Origin of the sequence: Brevundimonas sp. NPDC058933, from assembly GCF_049315965.1 — a bacterium.
Taxonomy (GTDB): domain Bacteria; phylum Pseudomonadota; class Alphaproteobacteria; order Caulobacterales; family Caulobacteraceae; genus Brevundimonas.
The window spans coordinates 165,067-192,054 of the sequence record NZ_JBMOSL010000004.1 but is presented as its reverse complement, the minus strand read 5'-3'; the positions used below and the strand labels follow the sequence as shown (position 1 = coordinate 192,054).

25 protein-coding genes are annotated in these 26,988 nt (G+C 69.0%); 16 read left to right on the top strand and 9 right to left on the bottom strand.

All coding sequences use genetic code 11. The features are described 5' to 3' along the window. Positions 1–23: 23 nt before the first annotated feature. The gene (locus tag ACOZBP_RS10645; RefSeq protein ID WP_422676402.1) at positions 24–2,117 is read right to left on the bottom strand and encodes a S46 family peptidase; all 2,094 of its coding nucleotides are present in this window, start codon (positions 2,115–2,117) and stop codon (positions 24–26) included. A gap of 194 nt (positions 2,118–2,311) precedes the next feature. Here ACOZBP_RS10645 and ACOZBP_RS10640 point away from each other — a divergent pair, with 194 nt between their 5' ends. The 3 genes from ACOZBP_RS10640 to ACOZBP_RS10630 are packed head-to-tail and all read left to right on the top strand — an operon-like array spanning position 2,312 to position 5,290. After that, positions 2,312–3,484 carry an ABC transporter permease gene (locus ACOZBP_RS10640; RefSeq protein ID WP_422676401.1) on the top strand — a complete coding sequence of 391 codons (1,173 nt, stop codon included), beginning with the start codon at positions 2,312–2,314 and terminating at the stop codon, positions 3,482–3,484. Continuing rightward, positions 3,481–4,248, top strand: coding sequence for an ABC transporter ATP-binding protein (locus ACOZBP_RS10635; protein WP_422676400.1), 768 nt, complete (start codon positions 3,481–3,483; stop codon positions 4,246–4,248). Before ACOZBP_RS10640 ends, ACOZBP_RS10635 begins: the two co-directional genes overlap by 4 nt. Before the next feature lie 25 nt (positions 4,249–4,273). Beyond that, entirely contained in the window at positions 4,274–5,290 is a 1,017-nt protein-coding gene (locus tag ACOZBP_RS10630) for an HlyD family secretion protein (RefSeq protein WP_422676399.1), read from the top strand. A gap of 107 nt (positions 5,291–5,397) precedes the next feature. Here the strand turns inward: ACOZBP_RS10630 and ACOZBP_RS10625 are convergent, their stop codons facing one another. Together ACOZBP_RS10625 and ACOZBP_RS10620 are read right to left on the bottom strand one after the other, a co-directional pair. After that, complete coding sequence (locus tag ACOZBP_RS10625) at positions 5,398–6,195, bottom strand: crotonase/enoyl-CoA hydratase family protein (protein ID WP_422676398.1); 798 nt, start codon at positions 6,193–6,195, stop codon at positions 5,398–5,400. Between the two features lie 118 nt (positions 6,196–6,313). Further along, positions 6,314–6,472, bottom strand: a complete 159-nt coding sequence (locus tag ACOZBP_RS10620) for a hypothetical protein (RefSeq protein ID WP_170136955.1) — start codon at positions 6,470–6,472, stop codon at positions 6,314–6,316. A 165-nt stretch (positions 6,473–6,637) separates the two neighbouring features. Between ACOZBP_RS10620 and ACOZBP_RS10615 the strand changes: the two genes are divergently transcribed. Continuing rightward, on the top strand, positions 6,638–6,865 hold the full coding sequence (locus tag ACOZBP_RS10615; RefSeq protein WP_422676397.1) for a DUF1289 domain-containing protein: 228 nt from the start codon (positions 6,638–6,640) through the stop codon (positions 6,863–6,865). A gap of 280 nt (positions 6,866–7,145) precedes the next feature. Next, on the top strand, positions 7,146–7,628 hold the full coding sequence (locus tag ACOZBP_RS10610; protein WP_422676396.1) for a retropepsin-like aspartic protease family protein: 483 nt from the start codon (positions 7,146–7,148) through the stop codon (positions 7,626–7,628). Between the two features lie 3 nt (positions 7,629–7,631). On the opposite strand, the gene ACOZBP_RS10605 is transcribed toward ACOZBP_RS10610, so the two are convergent. After that, positions 7,632–8,483, bottom strand: a complete 852-nt coding sequence (locus ACOZBP_RS10605; protein ID WP_422676395.1) for an LD-carboxypeptidase — start codon at positions 8,481–8,483, stop codon at positions 7,632–7,634. Between the two features lie 82 nt (positions 8,484–8,565). Here ACOZBP_RS10605 and ACOZBP_RS10600 point away from each other — a divergent pair, with 82 nt between their 5' ends. The 3 genes from ACOZBP_RS10600 (at position 8,566) to ACOZBP_RS10590 (ending at position 13,745) form a co-directional block, all read left to right on the top strand. Then, positions 8,566–9,954, top strand: a complete 1,389-nt coding sequence (locus ACOZBP_RS10600; RefSeq protein ID WP_422676394.1) for a UDP-N-acetylmuramate--L-alanine ligase — start codon at positions 8,566–8,568, stop codon at positions 9,952–9,954. Between the two features lie 117 nt (positions 9,955–10,071). Beyond that, positions 10,072–11,673: an ATP-binding protein gene (locus ACOZBP_RS10595; protein ID WP_422676393.1), complete on the top strand. Its 1,602-nt coding sequence runs from the start codon at positions 10,072–10,074 to the stop codon at positions 11,671–11,673. A gap of 53 nt (positions 11,674–11,726) precedes the next feature. After that, positions 11,727–13,745: a TonB-dependent receptor gene (locus tag ACOZBP_RS10590; protein ID WP_422676392.1), complete on the top strand. Its 2,019-nt coding sequence runs from the start codon at positions 11,727–11,729 to the stop codon at positions 13,743–13,745. Positions 13,746–13,761: 16 nt separating this feature from the next. Here the strand turns inward: ACOZBP_RS10590 and ACOZBP_RS10585 are convergent, their stop codons facing one another. Continuing rightward, a complete protein-coding gene (locus ACOZBP_RS10585; protein ID WP_422676391.1) occupies positions 13,762–14,604 on the bottom strand; it encodes an acid phosphatase in 843 nt (280 codons plus the stop codon). A gap of 178 nt (positions 14,605–14,782) precedes the next feature. Here ACOZBP_RS10585 and ACOZBP_RS10580 point away from each other — a divergent pair, with 178 nt between their 5' ends. Genes ACOZBP_RS10580 through ACOZBP_RS10560 form a run of 5 tightly spaced genes read left to right on the top strand, consistent with a single transcriptional unit; the run spans position 14,783 to position 19,245 of the window. Beyond that, on the top strand, positions 14,783–15,448 hold the full coding sequence (locus ACOZBP_RS10580) for a PepSY-associated TM helix domain-containing protein (RefSeq protein ID WP_422676390.1): 666 nt from the start codon (positions 14,783–14,785) through the stop codon (positions 15,446–15,448). An 11-nt stretch (positions 15,449–15,459) separates the two neighbouring features. Beyond that, positions 15,460–15,972, top strand: coding sequence for a DUF2271 domain-containing protein (locus ACOZBP_RS10575; protein WP_422676389.1), 513 nt, complete (start codon positions 15,460–15,462; stop codon positions 15,970–15,972). Between the two features lie 11 nt (positions 15,973–15,983). Continuing rightward, positions 15,984–16,778: a DUF4198 domain-containing protein gene (locus ACOZBP_RS10570; RefSeq protein ID WP_422676388.1), complete on the top strand. Its 795-nt coding sequence runs from the start codon at positions 15,984–15,986 to the stop codon at positions 16,776–16,778. Then, on the top strand, positions 16,748–17,869 hold the full coding sequence (locus ACOZBP_RS10565) for an FAD:protein FMN transferase (RefSeq protein WP_422676387.1): 1,122 nt from the start codon (positions 16,748–16,750) through the stop codon (positions 17,867–17,869). The genes ACOZBP_RS10570 and ACOZBP_RS10565 overlap by 31 nt, the downstream gene beginning before the upstream one ends. Before the next feature lie 2 nt (positions 17,870–17,871). Continuing rightward, positions 17,872–19,245, top strand: coding sequence for a sulfite reductase subunit alpha (locus ACOZBP_RS10560; protein ID WP_422676386.1), 1,374 nt, complete (start codon positions 17,872–17,874; stop codon positions 19,243–19,245). Positions 19,246–19,409: 164 nt separating this feature from the next. Here ACOZBP_RS10560 and ACOZBP_RS10555 read toward each other — a convergent pair whose 3' ends face one another. The 4 genes from ACOZBP_RS10555 to ACOZBP_RS10540 all read right to left on the bottom strand — a co-directional run bounded on the left by ACOZBP_RS10555 (position 19,410) and on the right by ACOZBP_RS10540 (position 24,243). After that, a complete protein-coding gene (locus tag ACOZBP_RS10555) occupies positions 19,410–20,087 on the bottom strand; it encodes a Fe2+-dependent dioxygenase (protein ID WP_422676385.1) in 678 nt (225 codons plus the stop codon). An 83-nt stretch (positions 20,088–20,170) separates the two neighbouring features. Continuing rightward, positions 20,171–22,438, bottom strand: a complete 2,268-nt coding sequence (locus ACOZBP_RS10550; RefSeq protein WP_422676384.1) for a TonB-dependent receptor — start codon at positions 22,436–22,438, stop codon at positions 20,171–20,173. A 128-nt stretch (positions 22,439–22,566) separates the two neighbouring features. Next, the gene (locus ACOZBP_RS10545) at positions 22,567–23,778 is read right to left on the bottom strand and encodes an NAD(P)/FAD-dependent oxidoreductase (RefSeq protein ID WP_422676383.1); all 1,212 of its coding nucleotides are present in this window, start codon (positions 23,776–23,778) and stop codon (positions 22,567–22,569) included. Between the two features lie 111 nt (positions 23,779–23,889). Next, a complete protein-coding gene (locus ACOZBP_RS10540; protein ID WP_422676382.1) occupies positions 23,890–24,243 on the bottom strand; it encodes an endonuclease domain-containing protein in 354 nt (117 codons plus the stop codon). 109 nt (positions 24,244–24,352) lie between these two features. On the opposite strand from ACOZBP_RS10540, the gene ACOZBP_RS10535 reads away from it, so the two are divergent. The 3 genes from ACOZBP_RS10535 to hisD are packed head-to-tail and all read left to right on the top strand — an operon-like array spanning position 24,353 to position 26,841. Continuing rightward, a complete protein-coding gene (locus ACOZBP_RS10535; protein ID WP_422676381.1) occupies positions 24,353–24,643 on the top strand; it encodes a YerC/YecD family TrpR-related protein in 291 nt (96 codons plus the stop codon). Positions 24,644–24,652: 9 nt separating this feature from the next. Further along, positions 24,653–25,534, top strand: a complete 882-nt coding sequence (gene hisG, locus ACOZBP_RS10530) for an ATP phosphoribosyltransferase (RefSeq protein WP_422676380.1) — start codon at positions 24,653–24,655, stop codon at positions 25,532–25,534. Then, positions 25,534–26,841 carry a histidinol dehydrogenase gene (hisD, locus tag ACOZBP_RS10525; protein WP_422676379.1) on the top strand — a complete coding sequence of 436 codons (1,308 nt, stop codon included), beginning with the start codon at positions 25,534–25,536 and terminating at the stop codon, positions 26,839–26,841. Before hisG ends, hisD begins: the two co-directional genes overlap by 1 nt. The last annotated feature ends 147 nt before the right edge of the window (positions 26,842–26,988 follow it).

Below are 26,988 nucleotides of genomic sequence, written 5' to 3'. Positions count from 1 at the left end.
TGGGGAGGAAAGGCACAGCTGGCTTAGCGCGTCACGCCCAGTTCGCGCAGGAGGCGCGGCTGGTTGTAGACGTTGCGCAGGGCCTCGGTGACGGCGGCGGTCGAGACCGTCACCGTGCGGTTCAGGTCGCCGTCGTAGCCGAACGAGCCGCCGAGCGAGTGGATGTTGCCGTCGAAGGCGGCGCCGATCACTTCACCCTTGGCGTTGATCACCGGCGAGCCCGAGTTGCCGCCGATGATGTCGTTGGTTGAGACGAAGTCATAGACGGTCGCCTTGTTGACCCGGCTCTCGGCGTCGATGAAACGCTGGGCCGCATTGAACGGCTCGGCGCCGGTGGCGCGTGCATACAGGCCGCCGATCTGGGTGAAGGCCGGCACGGTCACGCCGCGATAGGTCCAGCCCTTCACCTGACCGTAGGACAGGCGCAGGCTGAAGGTCGCGTCAGGGTAGAGGTTGTCGCCATAGACGGCGAAGCGGGCCTGGGCGACCTTTTCGGCGGCGCGGGCGGTCGGGGCGTTGACGCCCGCGTCCCACTGGGTGCGGACGGCCTGGGCCGCGTCGTCATTGGCCAGGACGAAGGCGATCATCGGGTCGCCCGAGGCGGCCAGCTGTTCCGGCGTCATGGCCAGGGCTTCGGCGCGGAAGGCCGGGTCGATCAGCTTGGACTCGACCAGCCTGGCGGCGATGCCCTCGGGGCTTTCGCGGCCCAGCATCGCCTTCACATTGGCGTTGTCCACGGTCAGGTATTCGCGGGTCTTGGACAGCCAGAAGGACAGCTGGATCTCCTCGACGCCCTTGGCGATCGGGGCTTCCGAGGCCAGACGACGGCCCAGGGCGGCGATGTCGCTGTCGGCGTAGCCGGCGCGGCGCTCGGCCACCGGCTTGGCGCGTTCCTTCGACGCGCGGACGATGGCGCGGGCGTAGGAATAGAGGGTCGAACCGCCGCCGGCGTTACCCTCCAGCTGGCGGTAGGGCAGGTAGAGGTCGCGGGCCGTGGCCTGAACCTTTTCCAGGTCCGCCCACGGGTCGCCGATGCGTTCGGCCAGAGCCGGGTCGGCGGCGACGCGTTGACGCAGCTCGGCTTCTTCCTGGCGCTTCTTGCCCATGAAGGCCGGGTCGGTCAGGGCGCCCTGCTGGCCGTAGTTGACCTTGAAGCCGTTCTCCAGACCGAAGATCGGGTCCAGCGAGACGCGCTTTTCCTCGTCGCCCTGGGTCGAATATTCGGTCAGGCGGCCGCGCAGCTCCGAGTTCTGGATCAGGGTGGTCGGGATCTGCTGGTCACGCAGGCGCTCCAGCTGGCTCATGGTCAGCAGGCGCGAGGTCGAGCCGGGGTTGCCGGCGACGAAGGTGACCTCGCCCTCGACCGGCGCATTGGGGTTCCACTTGAGGTGGTTCGGCGTGGCGACCGGCTTGCCGTCCTCATAGGCGCGCAGGAAGGCGGCATCGAGGGCGTAGCGGGGGAAGTTGAAATTGTCCGGGTCGCCGCCGAAGAAGGCCGCCTGGAACTCCGGCGCGAAGGCCAGACGCACGTCCTCATATTTGCGGAACTGATACAGTGCGTACCTGCCGCCGCGATAGAAGCTGATGACCTGGCAGGTCAGCTTGCGGTCGTCGCCGCAGGCTTCCTTCTGGATCTTGTCGACCTCGGCCGAACGGGCGGCGACGAAGGCTGCGCCTTCCAGGCCGGCGCCGGCGCCGAGCACGCGCTCGGTCACGTCGGTGATGTCGGTCAGGACCTCGGCGGTCTGGCCGGGGCAGGTCTTCTCTTCTTCACGGGTGGCGGGCATCCAGCCGTTCTTGACGTAGTCGTTCTGGGCCGTGGACAGGTCCTGGACGCAGGAGATGACGCAGTGGTGGTTGGTCAGGATCAGGCCTTCGCCCGAGACGAACGAGGCCGAGCAGCCTTGCAGGCGCACGGCGGCGTTGCGCACGCTGTCCAGCCACGACTGGTCGATGCGGGTGCCGTACTTGTCGTTCACCGTCTGGATCGGGAAGTTGTCGAAGGTCCACATGCCTTCGTCGGCGCGGGCCGGGGTGGCGGTGGCCCCCATCACCGCAGCGGCGGCGCCCAGGGCTGCCAATGAGGCGGTGAAGGAAAAGGTGCGACGAAGCGACATTCAGGCTCTCCCGACGCGCAAGGCCCGGCGCCTCGCGTCTGTTATTGTGTAACTAGCGCCGTCGATGGCGGCGCCTCAAGCCCCATAGTCCCGCCGCGCGCCGGGGGGAAGCGGAACCCTTACCCCGATTTAACTTGGCCCCAGCCCCGCGCGGCCTCAGATAACGCTGCAAGTCAGGGGAATGAATACGCGTCATGTCGCTCGCGCTATCCACGCTGCTCTTTGAGTGGCGACGTTATATGGCCGCCGTCATGGCGCTGGCTCTGTCAGGTCTGCTGGTGCTGGCCATGACCGGGGTCTTCATCGGCATCGGCAAGGGCTTCACCGCCCAGATCGAACGCTCGGCCGCCGACATCATCATCATGCAGCCGGGCGCCAAGAGCATCTTCGGCGGCCCCTCGGGCGTGCCGAGACGCTATATCCCCCAAGCCTACAATCACCCTGCCGTCGAAGAGGTTCAGCCGTTCGACATGGCCGGCGGCAGCTTCCAGTCGATCAAGGACGTCGACCCCACCCTCAGTCAGGCGGACCGCGCCAAGATGGGCGCGGCCAAGATGAACTACGTCCAGACGCAGATCATCGACACCACGCCGGGCGCAGTAACAATCCCAACCGACTATTCGCCCGAAATCGTGGAGGCGCTGCGCCAGCCCTTCACCGTCGCCATTGACGAAACCACCCTGCCCAAGCTGGGCGTGAAGCTGGGTGACAAGGCTCTGTACAACGGCCAGACCGTGACGGTCGTCGGCATCCTGCGCGGCTATCCCAGCATGATGCAGCCCGCGATCGTCGTGTCTCGCGATACCCTGCGCATGGTCGGTCAAGCCGACACAGGCCCGCGCGTCGGTCCGCTGATGGTCAAGATCAAAGACCCATCACAAGCCAAGATTGTCGCCGCCCAGCTGAACGAAATGGGCAAGGGCCAGTGGAAGGCCTGGACGCGTCAGGAACTGGCCGACGCCAACGCCGGCGCCATGTTCGAGGAAGGCATCCTGGTCATCATCATCGGCGGCTGCGTGGTGCTGGGCATCATCATCGGCGTGGCCATCACCTGGCAGACCCTGCGCGGGGCCATCATGGCCAATATCAAGGAGTTCGCCTCGCTGCGCGCCCTGGGCGTCGGCATGGGTTCGCTTCGCCGCATCGTCATGGAGCTGAGCTTCTGGGTCGGCTGCGTCGGCGTCGCCGCCGCCATCGGCCTGACCTGGCTGCTGTCGCTGTTCGCCATGTCCAAGGCGGTCATCATCGCCCTGCCCCTGCCTTTGCTGATCGTGGTGGGCGGCGGCCTGATCGGCATCGCCATGCTGTCGGGCTTCCTGTCGATGGGCATCCTCAAGAAGAGCCAACCTGCGGACCTGCTGCGATGAACACGATGACTTTTGGGCATACGAAGGTTCAAGGCCGGCATGGCGAGTTCGCCATCGAGGCCAAGGGGCTGATCAAGCGCTTCAAGTCCGGCAAGAACTATGTCGAGGTGCTGAAGGGCGTGGATTTCGACGCCCGCCACGGCGACCTGACCATGGTCATGGGGCCGTCCGGTTCGGGCAAGTCGACGCTGATCGCCGCCCTGTCCGGCCTGCTGAAGCCTGAAGCGGGTCGCGTGGATGCGCTGGACGTCGACGACATGTGGAAGCTGTCGTCGGGGCGGCTGGACAAGTTCCGGCTGGATCACTGCGGCTTCATCTTCCAGGGCTTCAACCTGTTCCCGTCGCTCAGCGCCCTGCAACAGGTGACGACGGTGCTGAAGTTCCAGGGCCTGACGCCGGATCAGGCGAGGAAACGCGCCACCCTGGCGCTGGAAGAGGTCGGCCTGGGCCATCGCCTGCATCAGCGCCCGGCGGCCCTGTCCGGCGGCGAGAAGCAGCGCGTCGCCATCGCCCGCGCCCTGGCCAAGGACCCGCAGATCCTGTTCGCCGACGAACCGACCTCGGCCCTGGACGGCGAGAACGGCCAGGTGGTGATCAAGCTGCTGCGCCGGGCCGCGACCGAACATGGCGCGGCGGTCATCTGCGTGACCCACGACCCTCGCCTGGAAGCCTGGGCGGACCGGGTCATCCACATCGAAGACGGCGTGATCATCGACGACCAGCGCCGAACCCCCAATCCCGACGCCGCTCTGGCCTCGCACTAGACACCGATCCTCAAGGACGCCTCACATGCCCGCTTTCCTGAAAAACAAATGGCTCTGGATCGGCCTCGTGGCCCTGATCGTGCTCGTCGTCGGCTTCGGCCTGTTCCAGAACGCCAGCGCCGCCAAGAAGGCCGAAGAGACCGCTCAGAAAGAGAAGAAGGTCGAAAGCCCCTACGCCGCCATCGCCAACGCCAAGATCGACATCGAGGGCGGCATCATCCAGGTCGCAGCCCGTCGCGGCGGCGTGGTGCGGGAAGTCCTGGTGCAGGAAGGCGACCGCGTCACGGCCGGTCAGATCCTGGCCCGTCAGGAAGACGACGAACCGCGCCTGTCGCTGCAAAGCGCAGCGGCGGACGTGGCCCAGGCCGAAAGCCAGCTGCGCCTGATCAACGTCGATATCGCCACCGCCCAGCGTGAATACGACCGACTGCAGAAGCTGGTTTCCACCAACTTCGTCGCCGCCCAGCGGCTGGATCAGGCCCGCGACGCCATCGCCTCGGCCCAGGCCCGCCTCGGCGCCCAGCAGGCCGCCGTCCAGACCGCGCGCGCCCGTCGCGATCAGGCGGCCTATAACGTCGAACTGACCGTGATCCGCGCGCCGCAGAACGGCCGGATCGTGCGCCGCTACGCCAACCCCGGCGCCGGCGCCTCGACCCTGAACGTGTCCAACATGTTCGATCTGGAGCCCGACGCCCCGCGCATCGCCCGCGCCGAAATCGTCGAGGCCGACATTCCGAACATCACCACGGATCAGGCCGTCGAGATCACGCCTGAAGGCGACCCGTCCAAGGTCTATATCGGCAAGGTCCTGCGTCGCGCCGCCGTCTTCGGCGCCCGCAAGCTGGCCTCGGACGATCCCTCGCAACGCTCCGACGAGCGCGTCGTCGAAGTGGTCGTGGCCGTCAACGACGCCCCCCTGCTGATCGGCCAGCGCGTCCTGGTCAAGTTCATGAAGCCGGGCGAGACCGCCGGCGCCAAGCGCGACACCAGCGTCGTCGGCGTGCCCGCCAGCCGCTCGATGCAGACGCCGGCCAAGCGGTAGGGTCAGCTAGGTTGAAACGGAAAGGGGCGCTGCGAGGCGCCCCTTTTTTGTTGTTCGCCCCCCTCGCCGCTCATCCGGGATGAGCGGGGTTTTAGGGATCTGCGAAATCAGTTGCCCGTAAACTCGCCCGGCCGCTTCTCCAGCACCGCCGTCACCCCCTCGATGTGGTCCTCAGTCAAATGGGCGAGAGCCTGCATGGCGGCGGACAGCTCCAGCATCTGATCAAAATTCATGTCGCGGCCCTGACGCAGCAGGCTCTTGGCCATGCGCAGGGCCTGGGGCGGCTGGGCGGCGATCTGGTTGGCCGTGATCATGGCCTCGTCCATCAGGGTCGCGTGCGGGACCACGCGGTTGACCAGGCCCCACTGGTCCGCCGTCTCGGCGTCGATGGCGCGGGCGGTGAACAGCATTTCGGCGGCGCGGACATAGCCGACGTTCCTCGGCAGCAGCCAGGACCCGCCGTCGCCGGGGATGATGCCCAGCTTCATGAAGGGCACGCCGAAGCTGGCGCGGTCCGAGGCGATGCGGATGTCGCCGAGCCCGGCGATGTCGCAGCCCAGACCCATGGCCGGGCCGTTGACGGCGGCGATCAGCGGAACCTCCAGCCCGTAGAGCGAGCGGACGATGCGGTGGACGACGCGGCGATAGCGCTCGCGGATGGCGGCGCCCGAGCCTTCGAACAGGTCGGCGCGGGCCTTCATCGCCTTCAGGTCGCCGCCGGCCGAAAAGGCCCGGCCCGCCCCGGTCATGACGACGCAGCGGATCGACGGGTCGGCGTTGACCGCCTCGCAGGCCTTGGCGAAGGCCTCGCCGTCTTCCAGATCCGGCAGGGCGTTGAGCCGGTCGGGGCGGGTCAGGGTCCAGACCATGACCGCGCCGTGGCGCTCCTCGACGATCAGACCCATGATCTTGCTCCCTTGATGCTGGGCCGGTTTCAGCGGGGCGGCGGGGAGAAGGCAAGCAGAATTGAAAAACCCCGGCCGTTCCGACCGGGGCTTGCGTTTGGATCACTCGGTCTCGCGACTACGCGCGCGGCCGTTTGATCGTTATGGGCACGAAGTTCGAGGGATGACTGACCGCGCGGTTGTTCGCCGGGTTCATCTGCTTCGTGTTGACCAACATCCCGCCCCACAGGGCGAAAGACATCATGGCGTGCTGGAGGTTACGGTCCTTGTCGTTCATTTGGGCGTCTCCTTTCGTTGAACGATGAAAGAAGACGCGTCGTGCTTATCGGGAATCTCACCGTCATAGTCGTTTCGCGTCAGGTTGGAAGGTAGCGCAGCCTGGTTAAAAAGTCAATAATTTGGTCCGAAGTCGGACGTATTGTAGTTTCAACGTCATAAATCCATGACCCAACCGCCCGCCCCCTCGCCGTCCAAACCGCCGCCTTCCGTCGCCACGCCCTGCGTCATGGTCTGCACCGTGGACGGCGCGTCGGGCCTGTGCCTGGGCTGTTTCCGCACCCTGACCGAGATCGCGACGTGGAGCCGGATGAGCGAGGAAGAACGGGCGAAGATCATGGCGGAGCTGAAAGGACGGCGGGGGCGGATCGACCCGGTTTTACTGGGCGGGTAACAGGACGCTCAATCCTCCCCCGTTCACGGGGGAAGGGGACCGCCGCAGGCGGTGGAGGGGGCGGATACGCGCTGGACGTCCAGCGAGTTTCACGCCGCACTGGCGGCTTATCTAAGACTGCGGCGTCTCGACCTCGCCCCCTCCACCATGCTGCGCATGGTCCCCCTCCCCCGCTGCGCAGGGGAGGATCGAGGACGGAAAATAACGCCGTTCATGCGTCAACCTTTCGTTCGCCGTATCGCTTCACCGCCTGCCAAGACCCTTGCGGCACGGTGGGGTCATGATCCGTATCGACCCGCGCTCTGCTGTCGTTTTCGCCGCCGCTCTCGCGTCGTCGCTGGCCTGCGCCGGCGCCCTGCGCTGGATGGACGGCGCCGGCGAGGCCCAGGCCGCCATCGCGACGCCTTCAGTCGTGCGCTCTGCCGATGGACATTACTGGGCCGAGGCTGTGGTCGATGGTCGTCCCATGCGAATGCTGGTGGACACAGGCGCCAGCGTCGTGACCCTGAGCCGCGCCGACGCGGAACGGGTCGGCGTCAGCGTCACAGCCCATGACTTCACCCGCACCCTGAACACGGCGACCGGTCCGGTGAAGGCGGCCCCGGTCCTGCTGCCGTCGCTGGCGGTGGCGGGAGTGAGGCTGACCTCGGTCGAGGCCCTGGTGGTGGACGCCGACATGCCCGCCTCCCTGCTGGGCATGAGCTATCTGGGCCGCCTGACCGGCTTCGAGGCTCGGCCAGAAGGCCTGACCTTCAAGGGGTAAACCTCAGCGCGTCACGCCGAACGGCACCACCTTGTTGTCGCGGTCGTGGCCGATGTCGGCGGTTCCCAGCCAGGGGATGCCCGAGCGTTCGCACCAGTAGCGAACGATCTCTTCCGCCGTCAGGCCGAAGTCGGGATCATTGGGCGTGACGTCCGAAACCCGTCCCAGACGGATGCCCGCCGCGCGGCGGATCGAGGCCTGACCCGTCAGGTGGAACATCATCCGGTCGACGCGGTAAAGCGCCTCGGACACCTCTTCCAGCATGATGACGTGGCCGCTCAGGTCCGGCTCCAGCGCCGTGCCGACCAGCTCATTCAGGATGGTCAGATTGAAGGCGACGGCCGGGCGCGGGTCGTCCAGCAGCGAGGGCTCCAGCGAGGCGCGGTCGCCGCTGACCAGCCAGTCCACCGCGCGGCGGCCCGTGGCGTCGTGCCGCGCCCCGTCCGAGGCCATCGGCCCGTGGGCCACATGGGGAAAACCCGCCTTGTAGAGCAGGGCAAGCAGGCTGCCGGCGTCGGAATAGCCCAGGTAGCGCTTCTTTCTGGCCACCGCGTTCAGCTGCGGCAGCACCGCCTCGGCGATGCGGCAGGCGCCATAGCCGCCGCGCGCGAACCAGAGGGCGCCCAGGCGCGGATCATTGGCGAACTCGACGAAGGCGCGGGCGCGGGTGGCGTCGTCGCCGCCGAAATGGCCGTGCTTGTTGAAGGTCTGCGGATGGAAGACCAACTGAACCTCGCCGCCCGGATAGGCCTGATCCATCCAGGCCTGGATCGCTTCGCCGCGCGCGGGGTCCAGGCGCGAACTGGCGTTGACGACGCCGATCTTGAACGGCCCGGATTTGGCAGAGTCTGGCATAGGGATGGGGCTGGCCTCCGGCGTCGCCCGTGCTAGTCAGGCCGTCGGACATTCCCCGGTTTCGCGCGTCAAAATCAAGCCGATGAACAAAGACTATTTCTTCTGCGGCGTCGGCGGGTCCGGCATGCTGCCCCTGGCCATGATCGTTCAGGCGCAGGGAAACCGCATCGCAGGCTCGGACCGGGCGCTGGATCAGGGGCGGACCCCGGACAAGTTCGACTGGCTGCGCGCCCACGGCGTCGCCCTGCATCCGCAGGACGGATCGGGCGTGGCCAGCCCCGATCAGATCGTCGTCGCCACCGGGGCGGTCGAGGACACGGTGCCGGACATCGGCGCAGCCAACCGCGTGGGCGCAACGATCAAGACCCGGCCCCAGTTGCTGAGCGAACTGTTTAACGCCGCCCCGACCTCGATCGGGGTGGCCGGGACCAGCGGCAAGTCCACCATCACCGGCATGGTGGCCTGGATCCTGGATCAGGCGGGGCGCCAGCCCACCGTGGTCAACGGCGCGGTGATGAAGAATTTCGCCGATGCGGACCACCCCTTCGCCAGCGCCCTGGTCGGCGGACCCGATCTGTTCGTAGCCGAGGTGGACGAGTCGGACGGCTCCATCGCCCGCTATGATCCGACCGTCGCGGTCGTTTCCAACATCTCGCTGGACCACAAGTCGATGGAGGAGTTGCGCGACCTGTTTGGCGGCTTCGTCGCGCGGGCGACGACGGCGGTGCTGAACCTCGACAACCCCGAGACGGCGGCGCTGGCGCAGACCCTGCCGACGGGCAAGGCCATCACCTTTGCTCTGGGCGAGGAGGAGGCCGACCTGTCAGCCCACGACCTCAATCCCCTGCCGACCGGCATGAGTTTCGAGCTGCGGGTGCGCGGCGAGGCCCCGCGTCCGGTCGTGCTGAACGTGCCGGGCGCGCACAATGTCGCCAACGCCCTGGCGGCCCTGGGCGCGGTGAAGGCGCTGGGCGTTTCGGTCGACGACGCGGTCGCGGCGCTCACGAGCTTCGCCGGCATCCGACGGCGCCTGGAGGTGGTGGGAACCCAGAACGGCGTCACCGTCATCGACGACTTCGCCCACAACCCCGACAAGATCGCCGCCACGCTGAAGACCCTGCACGCCTTTGACGGGCGGCTGCTGATCCTGTTCCAGCCGCACGGCTTCGGCCCGCTGAAGCTGATGAGGGCCGAGTTCATCGAGGGCTTCGCCGGGCTGATGCGCGAGCATGACGTCCTGCTGATGCCAGAGCCGGTCTATTACGGCGGCACCACCGACCGCAGCGTGGGCAGCGAGGACATCGCGGCGGGCGTGCGCGCCGAAGGCCGTCAGGCCGAGGCCCTGGCCACCCGCGCCGACTGCGGCGACCGCATCGTCGAGATCGCCCAGCCCGGCGACCGGGTGGTGGTCATGGGCGCGCGCGACGACAGCCTGTCGAGCTTTGCAGCGGAGCTATTGGCGCGATTTTAAGCTCCGTCTTCGGAGCAAGCGTCAGATTGCGCTTGCAAAACATTCATTTCCAGCAAAGCGGCTGTTAAGCCTCGCCCGCCTAACTGCGCTCTCGCAAGACGCGGGAGGGGCGACAGAATGGCCAGGATCGGAGACTTCGTCGAGGCGGCGCCGCCCATGGCGCCCGACGCCTTCGGCGCCGAGGCCTTCGACCGTTTTCAGGCCGAGCCGGACACCCTGGTCATCGCCGTGGTGGACGCGGACGGGCGGCCCGTCGGCCTGATCGAGCGCAACGCCTTCACCCTGAAGATGGCGGCGGAGTTCGGCCGCGCCCTCTATGCCCGTCGTCCCATCTCGGCCCTGATGGACCCGTCGCCCTTGCTGGTCGAGGCCGACGCCTCGGCCGAGGTCCTGTTCCAGTCGATGGACGCGGCGGATCTGGGCGCCCTGCTGAAGGGCTTCATCGTGGTGTCACAGGGGCGTTACGTCGGGGTCGGGGCGGGCCTGCACGTCATGCAGGCGGGGGTGGCCATTCACAAGCGCCGCGCCGAGGCCATGAGCGATCTGGCCCAGAATCTGGTGCGCGCCGAGGCCGAGGCCCGCGCCTCCAGCCGCGCCAAGTCCGAGTTCCTGGCGGTGATGAGCCACGAGATCCGCACGCCGCTGAACGGGGTGCTGGGCGTCGCCGCCCTGATGGAGCGCGAGCTGACCCAAGGCTCGCTGCGCCCCTATGTCCGCACCATTCTGGACTCGGGGGCCAGCCTGTTGCGCCTGCTGACCGACGCCCTGGACATGTCGCGCGCCGAGGCGGGCATACTGACGCTGGAGCCCGCGCCGCTGGACCTGAACGCCGTGGCCGCTGACCTCTCGGCCCTGTGGCGGCCGCGCGCGGAAGAGAAGAACCTGGACCTCACGGTGACGACGGCGACCGACGCCGCGCGCTGGGTCGTCGGCGACGAGATGCGGCTGAAGCAGCTTCTGAACAACCTGATCGGCAATGCGCTGAAGTTCACGAGCGAGGGCGCCGTCGAGGTCAGCCTGACCACCCGGCTGGACGACGGGCGGGTGCGGCTGGACGCCGTCGTGGACGACAGCGGCCCCGGCGTCAGCGACGCGGCGGCGATCGCCATTTTCGAACCCTTCAACACCGGCGAAGCCGGGCGCCACGGCGCCGGCGCAGGCCTGGGACTGGCCATCTGTCGCCAGATCGTCGACCGCATGGAGGGGCGGCTGGCGCTGGAGCGCTCGCCGCGCGGCGGCGCCCGCTTCCGGTTTGACCTGCACCTGCCCCTCGCCGAGGCCGACGCCCGGCGGGACGAGGAACGGACCGCCGCCCCGACCGCGCACGAAACCCTGCATGTCCTGGTGGTGGACGACAACGTCGCAAACCGCTTCGTCGCCGGCAAGGTGCTGGAGTTGTTCGGATGCACGCACGAGACCGCTGAGGACGGACGACAGGCGGTGGAACGCGCCACGATCGCCCCGTTCGACCTGATCCTGATGGACGTGAAGATGCCGGTGATGGACGGGGTGGCCGCGACGCGAGCGATCCGCGCCCTGCCCGGCGCAGCGGGCGCCGTGCCCATCCTGGCCCTGACCGCCAACGCCGACCCGCGCGACGAGGCCGAGTATCTGGCGGTCGGCATGGACGGCGTGGCGCAAAAGCCGATCCAGCCCGACGCCCTGCTGAACGCCATCCGACTGGCGCTTTCGCGCCACACCACCGCCAAGGCGGCTTAAACGCGCGCAACCGACGTGGCGCTGGGGTATTGTCCCGCTTGATGCTCCAGGACATGCCCCCCGCCGCCCCGACCACCACGCTCGACGAGGTGGTGGTCACCGCCGCTCGTTTGCCCCCTGCGGCTGGCGAAGCCGCCTTTTCCGTCATTCGCCTGGGCGAGGAGACGCTGTCCGGCGCGACGCGGCTGGACGAGGCCCTGGCGACTGTGCCGGCGGTTTCGCTGTTTCGGCGCACCTCCAGCCTGGCGGCCAATCCCACGACGCAGGGCATATCCCTGCGCGCCATCGCGCCGTCCGGGGCGGGCCGGACGCTGGTGACCCTGGACGGCGTGCCGTTGAATGACCCCTTCGGCGGCTGGGTGATCTGGAGCCAGACGCCGACCGAAAGCATCGAGAGCCTGGACATCGTGCGCGGCGCCGGGGCCGGCCCCTATGGCGCGGGCGCCCTGACCGGGGTGATCCAGTTGAGGGAACGCGAGCGCGGCGGGGTGCTGGACGCCTCGATCGCCGAACGTGGCGGGGCAAGGCTGGCGGGGTCCGGCGGTGTCGATGCGGGGCCAGCGCGGCTGATCGGCTCCATCCTTTACGAGACCAGCGACGGCTATGTTCCCGTGCGCGGCGCGGCGGCGGGGGCCGCCGACACGCCGCTGGACCTGGAGGCCAAGAGCGCCGCCCTGCGCGCCGACCTGCCCCTGGGCGAGGCGGCCCTGTCCTTGCGGGCCGCCGCCTATGAGGAGGATCGCGGTTCGGGCCTGGCGGGGGCGCGCTCCACGGCGAGCGGCCATGTGCTGTCGGCGACGGCGGCGCGTCAGGCCACGGCCCGGAATGCCGGCTGGCGGCTGCAGGCCTGGCGGCGCGAGAGCGATCTGGCCAATACCTCGGCGGCGGTGGCCGCCGACCGGGCGAGCACCACGCCCGCCAACGACCAGTATGAGACCCCCGCGACGGGCTGGGGCCTGAACGCCGCCCTGCGGGGACGTGGCGACGGCCTGTGGGGGCAGAGGCTGGAATGGGAGATCGGCGCCGACGCCCGCTTCAACGAGGGTGAGACACATGAGTTGTTCCGCTACATGGCCGGCGCCTTCACCCGCGACCGCATCGCCGGCGGTGAGACCTCGGTGGCGGGGATCTACGGCGAAGGCTCGCTGGAGAACGGCCCCTGGCTGGTCGCGGGCGGCCTGCGGCTGGACGGCTGGAAGAACCAGAACGGGCGTCGGCTGGAGCGGGACCTCGCCACGGGCGCGGCGACGCTGGACGAGACCGATCCCGAACGTTCGGGCGAGGTGGTCAGCGCGCGTCTGGCGGCGCGGCGCATGATCGGCGGCGGCTGGGCGGCGCGGGCGGCGGCCTATTCCGGCTTCCGGCCCGCCACGCTGAACGAGCTTCACCGGCCGTTCCGCGTCGGCAACGACCTGACCGAGGCCAATGCGGGTCTGGTCCCGGAGACCCTGCAAGGGGTCGAGGCGGGGCTGGCGTTCGAGGGGCCGGTCTCGGCGCTGAACGCGACCCTGTTCTGGAACCGGATCGAGGACGCCATCGTCAACGTCACCGTGGGCGAAGGCCCGGGGACCTTCCCGCGGGCGGGCTTCGTCCCGGCCGGCGGGGTGCTGCGCCAGCGCCAGAACGCCGGGACCATAGAGGCGACCGGGGTCGAGATCAGCGCCCATCAGACCGTGCGCGGCGGGCTGGACCTGACCGGCGCCCTGTCCGTCACCGACGCCCGCGTGGATGGCGGATCGGCGGCGCCGCAACTGACCGGCCTGCGCCCGGCCCAGGCTCCGATCTGGAGCGCATCGGCCGGCGTCGACTGGCGTGCGAGCCACCGCCTGACCCTGGGCGCGCGCGCACGCTATGAGAGCAAGCGGTTCGAGGACGATCTGAACAGCCGCGTTCTGGGGGCCGCCGTGACGCTGGACGCGCGGGCCGACTGGCGGATCAACGACACCTCCTCGCTGTGGCTGGCCGCCGACAACCTGTTCGACGCCGAGGTCGAGGTGTCGGAAACGGGCACGGGGGTCGAGGGCTATGGGCCGCCCCGGTCCATCAGCCTCGGCCTGCGTCTGGCCTACTGACCGCTCGACGCGAACCCTAGCCGGCGAGGGCCGCAGCCTCTGAGGCGCAGTCATTGGCGGGCGCCGGTTTGGCCGTGCGGGCGGCGGCGATCTCGGTCCTGGCCGCCTCGACGTCGGCGCGGAATTCGGGCGCGGACTGCAGACGAGCGACCGTGGCGGAGGCCATGACCCGGCCCTCCTCGGTGTCGCTGAGCCAGTGGACGTTGCACACGACGCGGCTCTGGCCGAAGGCGCGGCCACGCGCCAGGATTTCGTTCTGACGCTCGGGCGCGACCTGGGTCAGGACCAGGGCCCAGCCCCAGCCGATGGCGCTGTGGCCCGATGGATAGGAGCCGTCGTGGCGCAGAAAGTCTTCCTCGGCGGGGGTGCAGGTGGGGGTCGAGGTCACGACGAAGGGGCGCGTGCGCTGATATCTGGTCTTGGTCGGATAGGTCGACAGGCCGACGTCCGCCATGGAGCGACGCAGCAGGTTGTAGGCCCGCGGCGTTCCCGCCTCGCTGATCTCCACGCCGAGCGCGCAGGAGAAGGCCCGGGCGGCGTTGGGCAGGGAGAGATCGGCGTCGCGCGTCGCCAGCGACCAGCGGGGCGTGCCGCGCAGGCTCTGGGCCGCGGCGGCTGCGGCGTCGTCGCGCGCCTGGCCCGGCGAGCCGAACGTGGGCGGCGCAGGCAGGATGGCGAGGCTGTCGGGCGCCCCGCCCTGCGGCAGATAGGCGGCGGCGAGAATGGCGCGGATCTGCGCCGCCTGCTCAGGAGTCGTGGCCTGGATCGGCGATCCTCCCGGCTGCTGCTGGGCCGCCGAGACGCAGCCGACCGCGACGATCAGCGCCCCGATCGTTTTGGCGAGGAGTTGAATCCGCATGACTGTTCGCTCCGCAGGACTGTGGACGCGCCACGATCTCTCGGACCGGAGCGCGATGTTATCGGGCGAAACCCGCACGGGTCGCGCCGTAAGGCCCGGGACGACGGCGGCGAGGCTGTCGCAGGCGTTGCGGCGAATGGCGTTGCAAGTCGTTCGCACACTGTGGCAGAGCGATGTTGTGAACGACGCTGTTGCAAACCCTTCCAGGATCACCGCCAAACCCAAGGCGGCGCTGAACGCCAGGCGGTCGTTCTGGCTGAAGCAGTTGCACAGCTGGCACTGGATCTCGGCGGCGGTCAGCCTGGTCGGCATGATCCTGTTCGCGATCACCGGCATCACCCTGAACCACGCGGCGCAGATCCCGGCCGAGCCGGTGACGAAGGAGGCGACCGCCACCCTGCCCGCGCCCCTGCTGGCGCGTCTGGCTGACTTCCCCGCCGAGACCACCGACCCGGTTCCAGCCCCGATCGCGCGCTGGGCCGCCGAGGCCTTCAGGGTCCAGGTCGACGGCAAGGCGACCGAAACCACGGCGGACGAGATCTATGTCGCCCTGCCCACGCCCGGCGGCGACGGATGGCTGACCATCGACCGTTCAACCGGCGAGGCCCTGCACGAGAAGACCACGCGCGGGGCGGTCGCCTACCTGAATGATCTGCACAAGGGCCGGAATGCGGGAGTGGTCTGGTACTGGTTCATCGACGTCTTCGCCGTGGCCTGCGTCATCTTTTCCGTGACCGGTCTGGCCCTCTTGTGGCTGCACGCGCGCGGCCGTCCCTCGACCTGGCCGATCGTGGCCCTGGGTCTGCTGATTCCTGTCGTTATCGCCCTTCTCTTCATCCACTGACGAGCTCCCTCATGCGCAAGCTTCCTCTCGTCCTGACCGCCGCCGGCCTGGCCGCCGCCCCCGCCGTGGCCAGCGCCGCCGACCTGAGCGTCAGCGTCGAGCTGCCGCGTATTTCCAGCGCCTCCTATCACCGGCCCTATGTCGCCGTGTGGATTGAGAAACCGGACCAGACGACGGCCCAGACCCTGGCCGTCTGGTACCAGCAGACGCGTAACAACGAGGGCGACGGCAAGGACTGGCTGAAGGACCTGCGCACCTGGTGGCGCAAGGGCGGCCGGGCGATGGCTCTGCCCGCCGACGGCGTGTCCGGGCCGACCAAGGCCCCCGGCCGTCACGCGGTGACCGTTTCGGCCGCCCAGTTGCGCGCTCTGCCAGCGGGCCAGTACAACATCGTCGTCGAGGCGGCCCGTGAACTGGGCGGCCGCGAGGTCGTCCGCGTGCCCTTCCGCTGGGGCGCCGCCAACACCGGCGCCGGGACCGGCTCCACCGAACTGGGCGCCGTTCGCGTCGCCGTGACCCGCTAGGACCTGAGATCGTGAAAAAGACCCTCGCCTTCCTGTCTCTGGCCGCCGTTCTGGCCGCCCCGCTCTCGGCCCAGGCGCACCGCGCCTGGCTGGCCCCGACCTCGACCGTCCTGTCGGGCAACGACGCCTGGGTCGGCTTTGACGCCGGGATGTCGAACGGGGTCTTCATCCCCGACCACGCCGCCATGCGCCTGAACGGCCTGACCATCACCGCTCCGGACGGCTCGACCGCCCAGGCCGAGAACGTCACCCAGGCCAAGTACCGCTCCAGCTTCGATCTGCACCTGTCGCAGCCGGGCACCTATCGCGTCGCCAACGTCGGCTCGGGCTTCATGGCCAGCTACAAGCAGGGCGGCGAGCAGAAGCGCTGGCGCGGGGCCGAGGCCGAGTTCGCGACGGCCATCCCGGCTGACGCCACCGAAGTTCAGGCCACCCGCACCGACAGCCGCACCGAGACCTTCGTCACCCTGGGCGAGCCCACCGACCTGAAGACGGTCGGCAAGGGCCTGGAACTGGCCCCCGTCACCCACCCGAACGACCTGGCCGTCGGCGAGGCCGCGACCTTCAAGCTGCTGAAGGACGGCCAGCCCGCCGCCAATGTCGACGTGACCATCGCACGCGGCGGCACCCGTTACCGCAACAACCCCGAAGAGATCACGGTCAAGACCGGCGCGGACGGCGCCTTCAGCGTGACCTGGCCGGAAGCCGGCCTCTACTGGCTGGGCGCCTCGGTGCGCACGGCGGGCGTGAACGGCCAGCCGGGCTCGAACGCCTCGTGGAACGGCGCGCTGGAAGTCCTGCCCTGACCTCCAAACGCTCCAGCTCAGCCCCGCCGCCGCTTCAGGTCGGAGCGGCGGTCGATGGCCGTCAGAACACCCGCGTCCTGGTTCCGCCGACCACGCGCGCGCCGGAACGGCCGCCCAGCGACCTGATCTGGTCGCTGGCGGGGGAGAGCATGGGCACGACATGGTCGGTGCGTCTGGTCCCGCCCCCCCAAACCTCAGATCTCGGTGTGGGCCAGGACGCGTTTCAGGCGGCCATAGAGGAAGAGCTGGCGCGCATCGTCGCCCTGTTCAGCCCCTGGACGCCCAGCAGCGAAATCAGCCGGTTCAACAACGCCCCGGCCGGGACGTGGCAGCTGTCGGACGACTTCTGGAGCCTGTTGAACGCGGCGCTGGATCTGGCCGACGACGTCAACGGCGCGGTCGATCCGACGTTGGGGGCCCTGGTCGACCTGTGGGGTTTCGGCCCGCCGGGAGCGCGCGATCCGCTCAATCCCCTGCCCTCCGCCGAAGAGGTCGAGGCGGCGCTGGCCGTCTCCGGCTGGCAGAAGCTGAGGCTGAACCGCGACGCGCAGGCGGCGGTGCAGGCCGGGGGGATGAGGCTGGACTTCTCAGGCATCGCCAAGGGTCACGCCGTGGACCGGGTTTCGGCGCGTCTGACGGAGATGGGCGCGACCTCGCATCTGGTCGAGATCGGCGGCGAGTTGCTGGGGCGCGGGGTCAAGCCGGACGCCCAGCCCTGGTGGGTCGAGATCGAGGCCGTGCCGGGGTCGCCCGCGCCGCATACGGTGGCGGCTCTGTTCGACATGGCGGTCGCCACTTCGGGCGACTGGCGCCGCGCCTTCGTGCATGAAGAGCGGCTCTATCCGCACACCCTCAACGGTTCGACCGGGCGGCCGGTGGACAATGGACTGGCGCAGGTGACGGTGTTCGACGCCTCGGCCATGCGCGCCGACGCGTGGGCCACGGCCCTGATGGTGCTAGGGCCGTTCGACGGGCCGGAGTTCGCGGAAGGCCTGAAGATCGCGGCCCACTTCGTCGAGCGCACGCCGCGCGGCCTGGTCGAGCGGATGAGCCCCGCCTTCGCCGCCATGATGGACGAAGAAGAAGCCTGATCGTGACCGCCGACATGACCCGCTGGCTGTGGACGGGTGTGGCCGTCGCCCTGTGGCTGAGTCTGATCGGCCTGACGGTCTGGCGCGTGCGGGCTGCTGCGCGCAAGGCGGCCGATCAGGCGCGATTGCTGGCTGATGGCGCCGGCGACGACGCCGTGCTGATCGCCTTCGCCAGCCAGACCGGCTTTGGCGAGGAACTGGCCTGGATGACGGCGCGGGCGCTGGGCGATGGCGGCGTCGGCGCGCGGATCGTCGCTTTCAGTGACCTCGATCTGGAGACGCTGAAAGGGGCGCACCGCCTGCTGGTCATCGCCTCGACCACAGGCGAGGGCGACGCGCCCGACAGCGCCGCCCGCTTCGTGCGGCAGGCGATGGCGGCGGATGTGGACCTGTCGCATCTGTCCTATGGGCTGCTGGCGCTGGGCGACCGCTCCTATGACGCCTACTGTAGTTTCGGCCACGCGGTCGGCGACTGGCTGGACCGCAGCGGCGCCCAGATCCTGTTCGACCGGGTCGAGGTGGACAATGGCGACGCGGGCGCGATCCGCCACTGGCAGCATCAGTTGAACCAGATCACCGGTTCGACCGCCGCGCCCGACTGGACCCCGCCCGCCTATGACCGCTGGCGCCTGGTTGAACGCGCCCTGCTGAACGCGGGCAGCCCCGGCGGCGCGGCTTACCATCTGGCCTTCGAGCCCATCGATCATGAGCCCGACTGGGCGGCGGGCGACATCGCCGAGGTCGGCCTGCCCGTCCGCGACGGCGAGCAGCCGGCCAGCCGCGAATACTCGGTCGCCTCCCTGCCCTCGGACGGGCGGGTCGAGTTCTGCATCCGCCTGATGACGCAGCCCGACGGCACGCCGGGTCTGGCTTCCGGTTGGCTGACGCAAGGCACGCAGATCGGCGACGAGATCGCCATGCGGGTGCGGGCCAACCGCAGCTTCCACGCCGCGCCGCCCGAGGCGCCCGTCATCCTGATCGGCAACGGGACGGGGATCGCCGGCCTGCGCGGGCATCTGAAGGCGCGGGCTCTGCATGAGAAGACCAGCGGGGCCTGGCTGCTGTTCGGAGAACGGACGCGGGCGCACGACGCCCTCTATGACGCCGACCTGCAGGCCTGGCGGGCGTCGGGGGTGCTGACCCGGCTGGACCGGAGTTTCTCGCGCGACGGGGGCGAGCATCGCTACGTCCAGTCGCTGGTGGCGGAACACGCACGGCCGATGGCCGACTGGGTCGATCGCGGCGCCTATGTCTATGTCTGCGGCAGCCTGGAGGGGATGTCCAAGGGCGTGCACGCGGCGCTGGAGGCGGCGCTGGGCGAGGAGCGGCTGATGCGGCTGACGGACAGCGGGCGGTACAGGCGCGACGTTTACTGAGCCAACGCGACGCCTCACCCTCCCCGTTCGGGGAGGGTGGTCGCGCAGCGACCGGGTGGGGAGGGCGTGGCGATACAAGCGCGGCGTCTGAATAGCCGAAGCGCCCCCACCCGTCTGACGCTTCGCGTCAGCCACCCTCCCCCAAGTGGGAGGGAGAATCCTGCCTACACCTCCGACCAGCGTCGCAGCAGGTTGTGATAGAGGCCGGTCAGTTCGATCACCGCCTGATCCTTGGGCCCCTTGTCGAGATTGACCCGCTGGGTCGCCACGTCGAGACGGAACAGGCTTTCGCGGTCGGCGTCGTCGCGGACCAGGCTTTGCAGCCACATGAAGCTGGAGACGCGGGCGCCGCGGGTGACAGGCGTGACGCGGTGCAGGCTCTTGGACGGATAGAGGACCAGGTCGCCGGCCGGCAGCTTGACCGACTGGCTCCCGTACAGCTCCTCGACGATCAGTTCGCCGCCGTCATAGTCCTCGGGCTCGGACAGGAAGAGGGTGGCCGAGAGGTCGCTGCGGATGCGGACATCGCCCTTCTGACGGATGGCGTTGTCCACATGGACGCCGAACTCGCCGCCGCCCTCGTAGCGGTTGAACAGGGGCGGAAAGATCGTGTGCGGCAGGGCGGCCGAGACGAACATCGGGTTGGCGTTCAGGGCCTGGACGATCAGGGCCGAGACCTCCTTCGCCGCCGCGCTGTCCTCGGGGAGTTGCTGGTTCTTCTTGGCCGTCGCCGACTGATGGCCCGAGGTCATGTTGCCGTCGGCCCAGGGACCGGCGTCCAGGGTGCGGCGCAGAGCGGCGACCTCGGCCTTGGTGAAGACGTCGGGGATGTGCAGCAGCATGGCTCTCTCAACCTCAGAAAACGCATCGGCCCCGCCGCTCAGGTGAACGACGGGGCCGGCAGAATGGCGCGAAACGCGGCTTCCTAGTAGCGCAGATTCAGCGTCAGGATGGCCGAGCGGGCCGGGGCCACGTCAGCGTGGTGAACGCCGTTGGTGCGGATGATGTACTCTTCATCGCCCGCGTTCTGGACGTTCAGTTGCAGCGAGGCGCGGTCGGTGATGTCGTAGGAGGCGAACAGGTCCACGCGGGTATAGGCCGGGGCGTAGATGCGGTTGCCGCCGCCGCCGGCGCCGCCCTGGTTGCCGCCATAGGACTTGCCGACATAGTAGACGCCGCCGCCGAGGCTGAGCTTGGGCATGAGACGGTAGGTGGTGAACAGGCTGGCGCTGTGTTCCGGCGTATTGGCCAGTTCGTCGCCGACGTTGACGTTGTTGTAGGCGCCCTCGGTCAGCTCGGAGTCCATCCAGGTGTAGCCGCCGAAGACCTGCCACTGGTCGGTGACATTGCCCGAGACGCCCAGTTCGAGGCCCTGAACCTCGGCCTCGCCGGCCTGCTCATAGACGCCCGGCTCGGTCTGGATCTGGGCGTTCTTGCGGACAGTCTTGAACAGGGCGCCGCTGAGGGCCAGGCGGTCGTTGAACAGGTTGGCCTTGGCGCCGATTTCGAAGCTGTCGGTCTCTTCGGGGTCCAGCAGGGTTGTCGCCAGGTTGCCCGTCCCTGTGCCGCCGCCGCCGTTCTGATCGCCAGCCGAGATGGTCGGCGGGGTGGAGGAGGTGGCGTAGGAGGCGTAAACGCTGGTGTTGGCCGTCGGCTTATAGACCGCGCCGATCTGATAGTTGACGAAGTCCCAGTCCGAACGGGTCGAGGCGTAGACCGGGGCCGTCACCGTGCCCGAGGCGTTGGTGGCATCGACCGAATAGTCGTCCCAGCGCAGGCCCAGGTTGACGATGAACTTCTCGCCGAAGCTGATCGAGTCAAAGGCGTAGACGCCCGTCGACTGGGTGTCGGTCGAACTGACCAGGCCGCGCGTGATCGTGCCGGTCCAGGGATCGCTCGGATTTGGGGCGTAGACCTGGGTGCAGTCGAGGCCCGTCAGGGGCGCCGGGCAGGCCGTGCCGGTCAGGGTGGTGACCGTGTAGCCGGCGTTGTCGTTCTTCTCGGACGACAGTTCGAGGCCCAGGTTGAAGCTGTGCTTCAGACCGCCGGTCTGGAACGACCCGGTCAGGTCGGTGACATTGGCCAGGGTGTCGGTGGGGTTCCAGCGCGACTTCAGGCCCCGCTTCATCCACCAAACGCCGTCGATCTGCTGCGCCGCGCCGCCGTCGCCGGGGTTGGTGACGACATAGTCGTTCAGGGTCTCGGCATAGCGGGTGACGTTGCGGATCTTCAGGGTCTCGGTGAGTTGATGCTCCAGCGTGACCGTCACCGAGTCGACTGTATTGGTCAGATAGTCGCGCGCCGTCAGGCCGTAGAAGCTGTCGTAGGGCACATCGAGCACGCCCGAGGCGTCAGGTCGGGGCGCCGTCGCCCCGCCGAGCTTGGTGTAGAGCGGGATGCCGTAGTCAGGCATCTGATCGCTGTCGAGGTGATAGTAGCTGGCGGTCAGGGTGGTATCCGTGCCCAGGCCGACCGCAAACGAAGCGGCCAGGCCCCACTTGTCGAAATCGACCGCGTCGCGACCGGCGATATCGCCTTCCGCTACCATCAGGTTCAGGCGCAGAGCGGCCGTCTGGGAAAGCTGACGGTTGAAATCGACCGCGCCGCGCAGATAGGAATCCGTGCCCGCGCCGACCGAGGCATTGGTGAAATCGCTCAGACGCGGAGTCTTGGAGCCGAGGTTGATGCTGCCGCCGCCCGAGCCGCGACCGGAGTAGACCGAGTCCGGTCCCTTGATGACCTCGACCTGCTCCAGGTTGAAGACTTCGCGCTGCTGGCCGCCGGTGTCGCGGATGCCGTCGACGAAGATGTTGTTGCCCGAGGCCTGGCCGCGGATGAAGGGCCGGTCGGCCAGGGGCTGGCCGCCTTCGCCGGCGCCGAAGGTGATGCCCGGCGAGGTGCGCAGGATGTCCTGCAGGGAGGTGGCGGCGGTCTGCTCGATGATCTGCTGCGGGATCACGGTGACCGACCGCGGCGTATCGACCAGGGGGGCGACGAACTGCGGGTCCTTGGGCTCGCGTTTGATGCGCTGGCCGTGCACGTCGACGGCGCTCAGGGTCGTGGCGTCTTGCGTGATGTCCGCCGTCGCGATCGGCGCTTCGTCAGCGGCCATGGCCGGCGCGGCGCACAGCATTCCAGCCGCGCTGGATGCGAAAAGAAGCGCCTTGAGGGCGGAGGAACGAGCGTCGGACATGGGGAGGAGCCAGTCGGTTAGTGTTGAGACCGGCTCGCAATATCATCTTTTCGGGGTGCGACAATCTGACTCCTGCGACTAAATCGCAATTGCGGCACGGATGTCACACCGCCGTCATCAGACGGCCCTCACCCCGGTTTCGCCACCGCCTTCATCGAGGTCGCGGGGTCGGCCAGCAGGCCGGCGTCCACCGGCGTCGCCTTGCCGATCAGCAGGCGCCCGCCCATGAATTCGGCAGGCGCATTGACCGCCTCGACGCAGACGATGCGGTCGCCATTCAGGTGGAAGACGGCGAAACCGCCCGTCGCCGGATCGCCGCGCACCACCTGACGATCGGCGTCGAAGGGCAGGCCGGCGATCTGCAGCTTGACGTCATACTGGTCGGACCAGAACCAGGGGACTTCGGGCGCGGGCGCCGCGCGGCCGACGATGGCGGCGGCGGCCTGCTTGGCCTGCTCCAGGGCGTTGGGCACGCTTTCCAGCCGGTGCATCCGCCCGCCGTGGACCGGGATGGGCCGCTGGGTCACGTCGCCGATGGCGTAGATGGACGGGTCGCTGGTGCGGGCGGTCTCATCCACGACCACGCCGTTCTCGCAGGCCAGACCCGCCGTCCGCGCCAAGGCTTCGCACGCCAGGGCGCCGACGCCGACCAGGATGGCGTCGGCCGCGATCAGGCTGCCATCGGCCAGCCGCACGCCGCCGTCCTCGAAGCCCGACACCTCGGCTCCGGTCAGGATCTCGACGCCGTGGCGGCGGTGCAGGTCGGTGAAGAAGGTCGACAGGGTCTCCGACGCCACGCGGGCCAGCACCCGGTCCATCCGCTCGATCACCACGGCTTCCGCGCCCAGAGCGCGGGCCGAGGCCGCCGCCTCCAGCCCCACATAGCCGCCGCCGACGACGGCCAGACGCTTGCCGGGGGCCAGCACCGATTTCAGCCGCTCGGCATGCTCCAGCGTGCGCAGTTCCAGCAGGTCGGGGCGGTCCGCGCCGGGGATGGCCAGACGGCGCGCCGTCGAACCGGTGGCCAGGATCAGCACATCGTAGGCCTCGACCACCCCGTCGGCGAAGGTCACGGCCTTGGCCGAGGCGTCGATGGCGGTCGCGGTGACGCCGGTGCGCAGGTCGATCTTCTGTTCGACGTAGAAGCTTTCGGGGCGCAGCAGCAGGTCCTCCAGACCCGCCTCCCCCTTGAGCCAGGCCTTGGACAGGGGCGGCCGCTGATAGGGCGCCGCCGCCTCCTCGCCCGCCAGGACGATCTCGCCCTCAAAGCCATACTGCCTCAGCAGCGCCGCCGCCGAGCCGCCCGCGTGTCCCGCGCCGATGATGAGAACCTTGGTCATACCAGACAGATAGAGCGGGGCGCAGTCAGTGGCGAGTGGCGAGACATTCCTTTTCCTCCCCACTCGTGGGGAGGGGGACCGCGAAGCGGTGGAGGGGCCTGCGGCAGACGCCTACCGGCCCGTCGCGTGCCCCAGAATTAGCGCCAGCACGCCGTCCAGATGATCTCGCACATCGGTCGCGCGCACCCGCAGCACCTCAATACCTTGCGTCGCCAGCCATCGCGTCCGCCGCTCATCATGAGCGATCTGGCTGAGGTCATCATGGCTCGCGCCGTCCACTTCCACCGCCAGACGCGCGGCATGACAGTAGAAGTCGAGGATGTAGGCGCCGACGGGATGCTGACGCCGGAACTTCAGACCTTCCAGGCCGCCCGTCTTGAGTTGCGACCACAGCCTGGCTTCCGGCGGGGTCAGGGCGCGGCGCATCCCCGCAGCGCGTCGATAGGTGTCAACACTCGGCGGCACGGCCCCTCCACCACTTCGTGGTCCCCCTCCCCACAAGTGGGGAGGAAAAGGAACCGGCGTCAACTCCGACGCTTGACCGTTCCATTGTTACAGCATAATGGAACGCGCCATGAGCACCGACGCCGCCAAGACCGCCCTGCTGGACGCCCTGCTTTCGCTGCAGACGCGGGCGGAGGCCGACGCCTTTCTGTCCGACCTCTGCACCCCCGCAGAGCTGCGCGCCTTTAGCGAGCGGTGGCAGGTGGCGCGGTTGCTGGACGGCGGGGACAAGACCTATCGCGAGATCGCGGTCGAGGCCTCGGCCAGTCCGACCACCGTGGTGCGCGTCGCGCGTTCCCTCAAAGACATGCCGCACCAGGGCTATCGTCTGGTGCTGGACCGCCTGAATCAGAAAGCCTGAGTTGAGATCATGAGCACCGTGCAGGGGCGGCTTCGCATCGCCGTCCAGAAATCCGGCCGTCTGGCCGAACGCAGCCTGGACCTGGTTCGCGACGCCGGCTTGCGCGTCGTCAAGGGCAACAACGACCTGCTGTACCGGATCGAGAACTATCCGATCGATCTGCTGCGCGTGCGTGACGACGACATTCCGACCTTCGTGGCGGACGGGGTCTGCGACCTGGGGATCGTCGGCGAGAACGTGCTGGAAGAGGTCAGGAACGGCGGGCCGAACGCCGAGGTGGTCATGCCCCTGGGCTTTGGCCGCTGCACCCTGAAGATCGCCGTGCCGCCGACGCTGGACTACGCCGGTCCGACCTCGCTGGAGGGGCTGCGTATCGCCACCTCCTATCCCAGGATCCTGCGTCGTTTTCTGGATGAGAACGGCGTCGGCGCCGACATCGTCACCATGCGCGGCGCGGTCGAGGTGGCGCCCCGGCTGAAGCTGGCCTCGGCCATCTGCGATCTGGTCTCGACCGGCGCCACGCTGGAGGCCAACGGCCTTATCGCAAAAGAGACCGTGCTGGACAGTCAGGCGGTGCTGATCAAGGCGCCGACCGCGCCCGAGGCGGGGCTGCAACACCTGCTGGACAGCATCATCGAGCGGATGGCCGGCGTGGTGTCCTCGCAAGGGGCCAAGTACGTCATGCTGAACGCGCCGCGCTCGGCTCTGGATCAGATCACCGCCATCCTGCCCGGCGCCGGGTCGCCCACCGTCATGCCCCTGTCGGGCCGCGACGACGCCGTGGCCGTCCACGCCGTCTGCCAGGAGGCCGTCTTCTGGGAGACGCTGGAGAAGCTGAAGGCGGCGGGGGCCTCGGCCATCCTGGTCCTGCCGATCGAGAAGATGATGTGATGAAGCGGATCGACTGGAACAAGCTGGACGCAGGCCAGCGCAAGGCCGCCCTGGCCCGTCCGCAGCAGCGCACCGAGGGTTTCGTCACCAACGTGGTGCGCGAGATCTTCGACGACGTGCAGGCGCGCGGCGGGGCCGCCGTGACCGACTGGGCGATCAAGCTGGACGGCGCCGCGCCGCGCCGGGTGGCCATCTCCGAGAAGGCCGGAGCCGAGGCGCGCGCCGACCTGCCGCCCGCCGCCGCGCGCGCCCTGCGGGTCGCCGCCGACAATGTGCGGGTCTTCCACGCCGCGACGCGGCCCGAGGACACGGCCTTCATCGAGACCACCCCGGGCGTGAAGTCCAAGCTGGTCTGGCGGCCCATCGGTTCGGCGGGTCTCTATGTGCCCGGCGGCACGGCGCCGCTGTTCTCGTCCCTGCTGATGCTGGCCATCCCGGCGGGCGTGGCCGGGGTCGGGCGGCGCGTGGCCGTGACGCCGCCGTCGAAGGACGGCTCGGTCCACCCGGCCATGATCGTCGCCGCCGCCGAGGCGGGGCTGGATGAGCTGTGGTTGCTGGGCGGGGCGCAGGCGATTGCGGCGTTGACGTTCGGCGTTGAACTGGACGAGGGCGTGATCGCTCCGGTCGACAAGCTGTTCGGCCCCGGCAACGCCTACGTGGCCGAGGCCAAGCGGTATGCCTCGAGCCTGCCGGGCGGACCGGCCCAGGATATGCCGGCGGGGCCGTCTGAACTGCTGGTCATCGCCGACCGCGACGCCAACTTCGAGATCGTCGCCGCCGACCTGTTGAGCCAGGCCGAGCACGACGCCGACGCCCAGGTTCTGCTGGTCTCCGACAGCGGCACCGCCCTGAACGAGATCGTCGCCGAGGTCGAACGTCAGGTGGAGACCCTGCCCCGCGCGGCGATCGCCCGCGCCTCGTTGGCCGAGGCTCGCGCCATCCGCGTGGCCGACATGGCCGAGGCCTGCGCCGTGGCCAACCTCTATGGCCCCGAACACCTGTCGATCCAGGCCGAGGAGGCGGAACGTCTGGTCGAGAAGATCACCGCCGCCGGGGCGGTCTTCGTCGGTCGCTGGGCGGCCGAGACGCTGGGCGACTACGCCGCGGGACCCAGCCACGTCCTGCCCACCGACGGCGGAGCGCGGACGCTCGGCGGCATCACCACCGCCAGCTTCATGACCACCATGTCGGTGCAGACGGTGACGCAGGCCGGGGCCGCCGCCCTGGCTCCGGTCGCCGCCCGCCTGGCGCGGATGGAGGGGCTGGAGGCTCACGCGCGGGCGGCCGATCTGAGGACGGAAGCATGAGCCGCGCCGTCTTGATCCTCCCCCGTTCTACGGGGGAGGGGGACCGCCGCAGGCGGTGGAGGGGGCGGCTCTGGCCGCGCCCGCTAGAAGCCCGCTTCGCCGTCATGCCCGTTTCCGCCCCCTCCACCATGCTGCGCATGGTCCCCC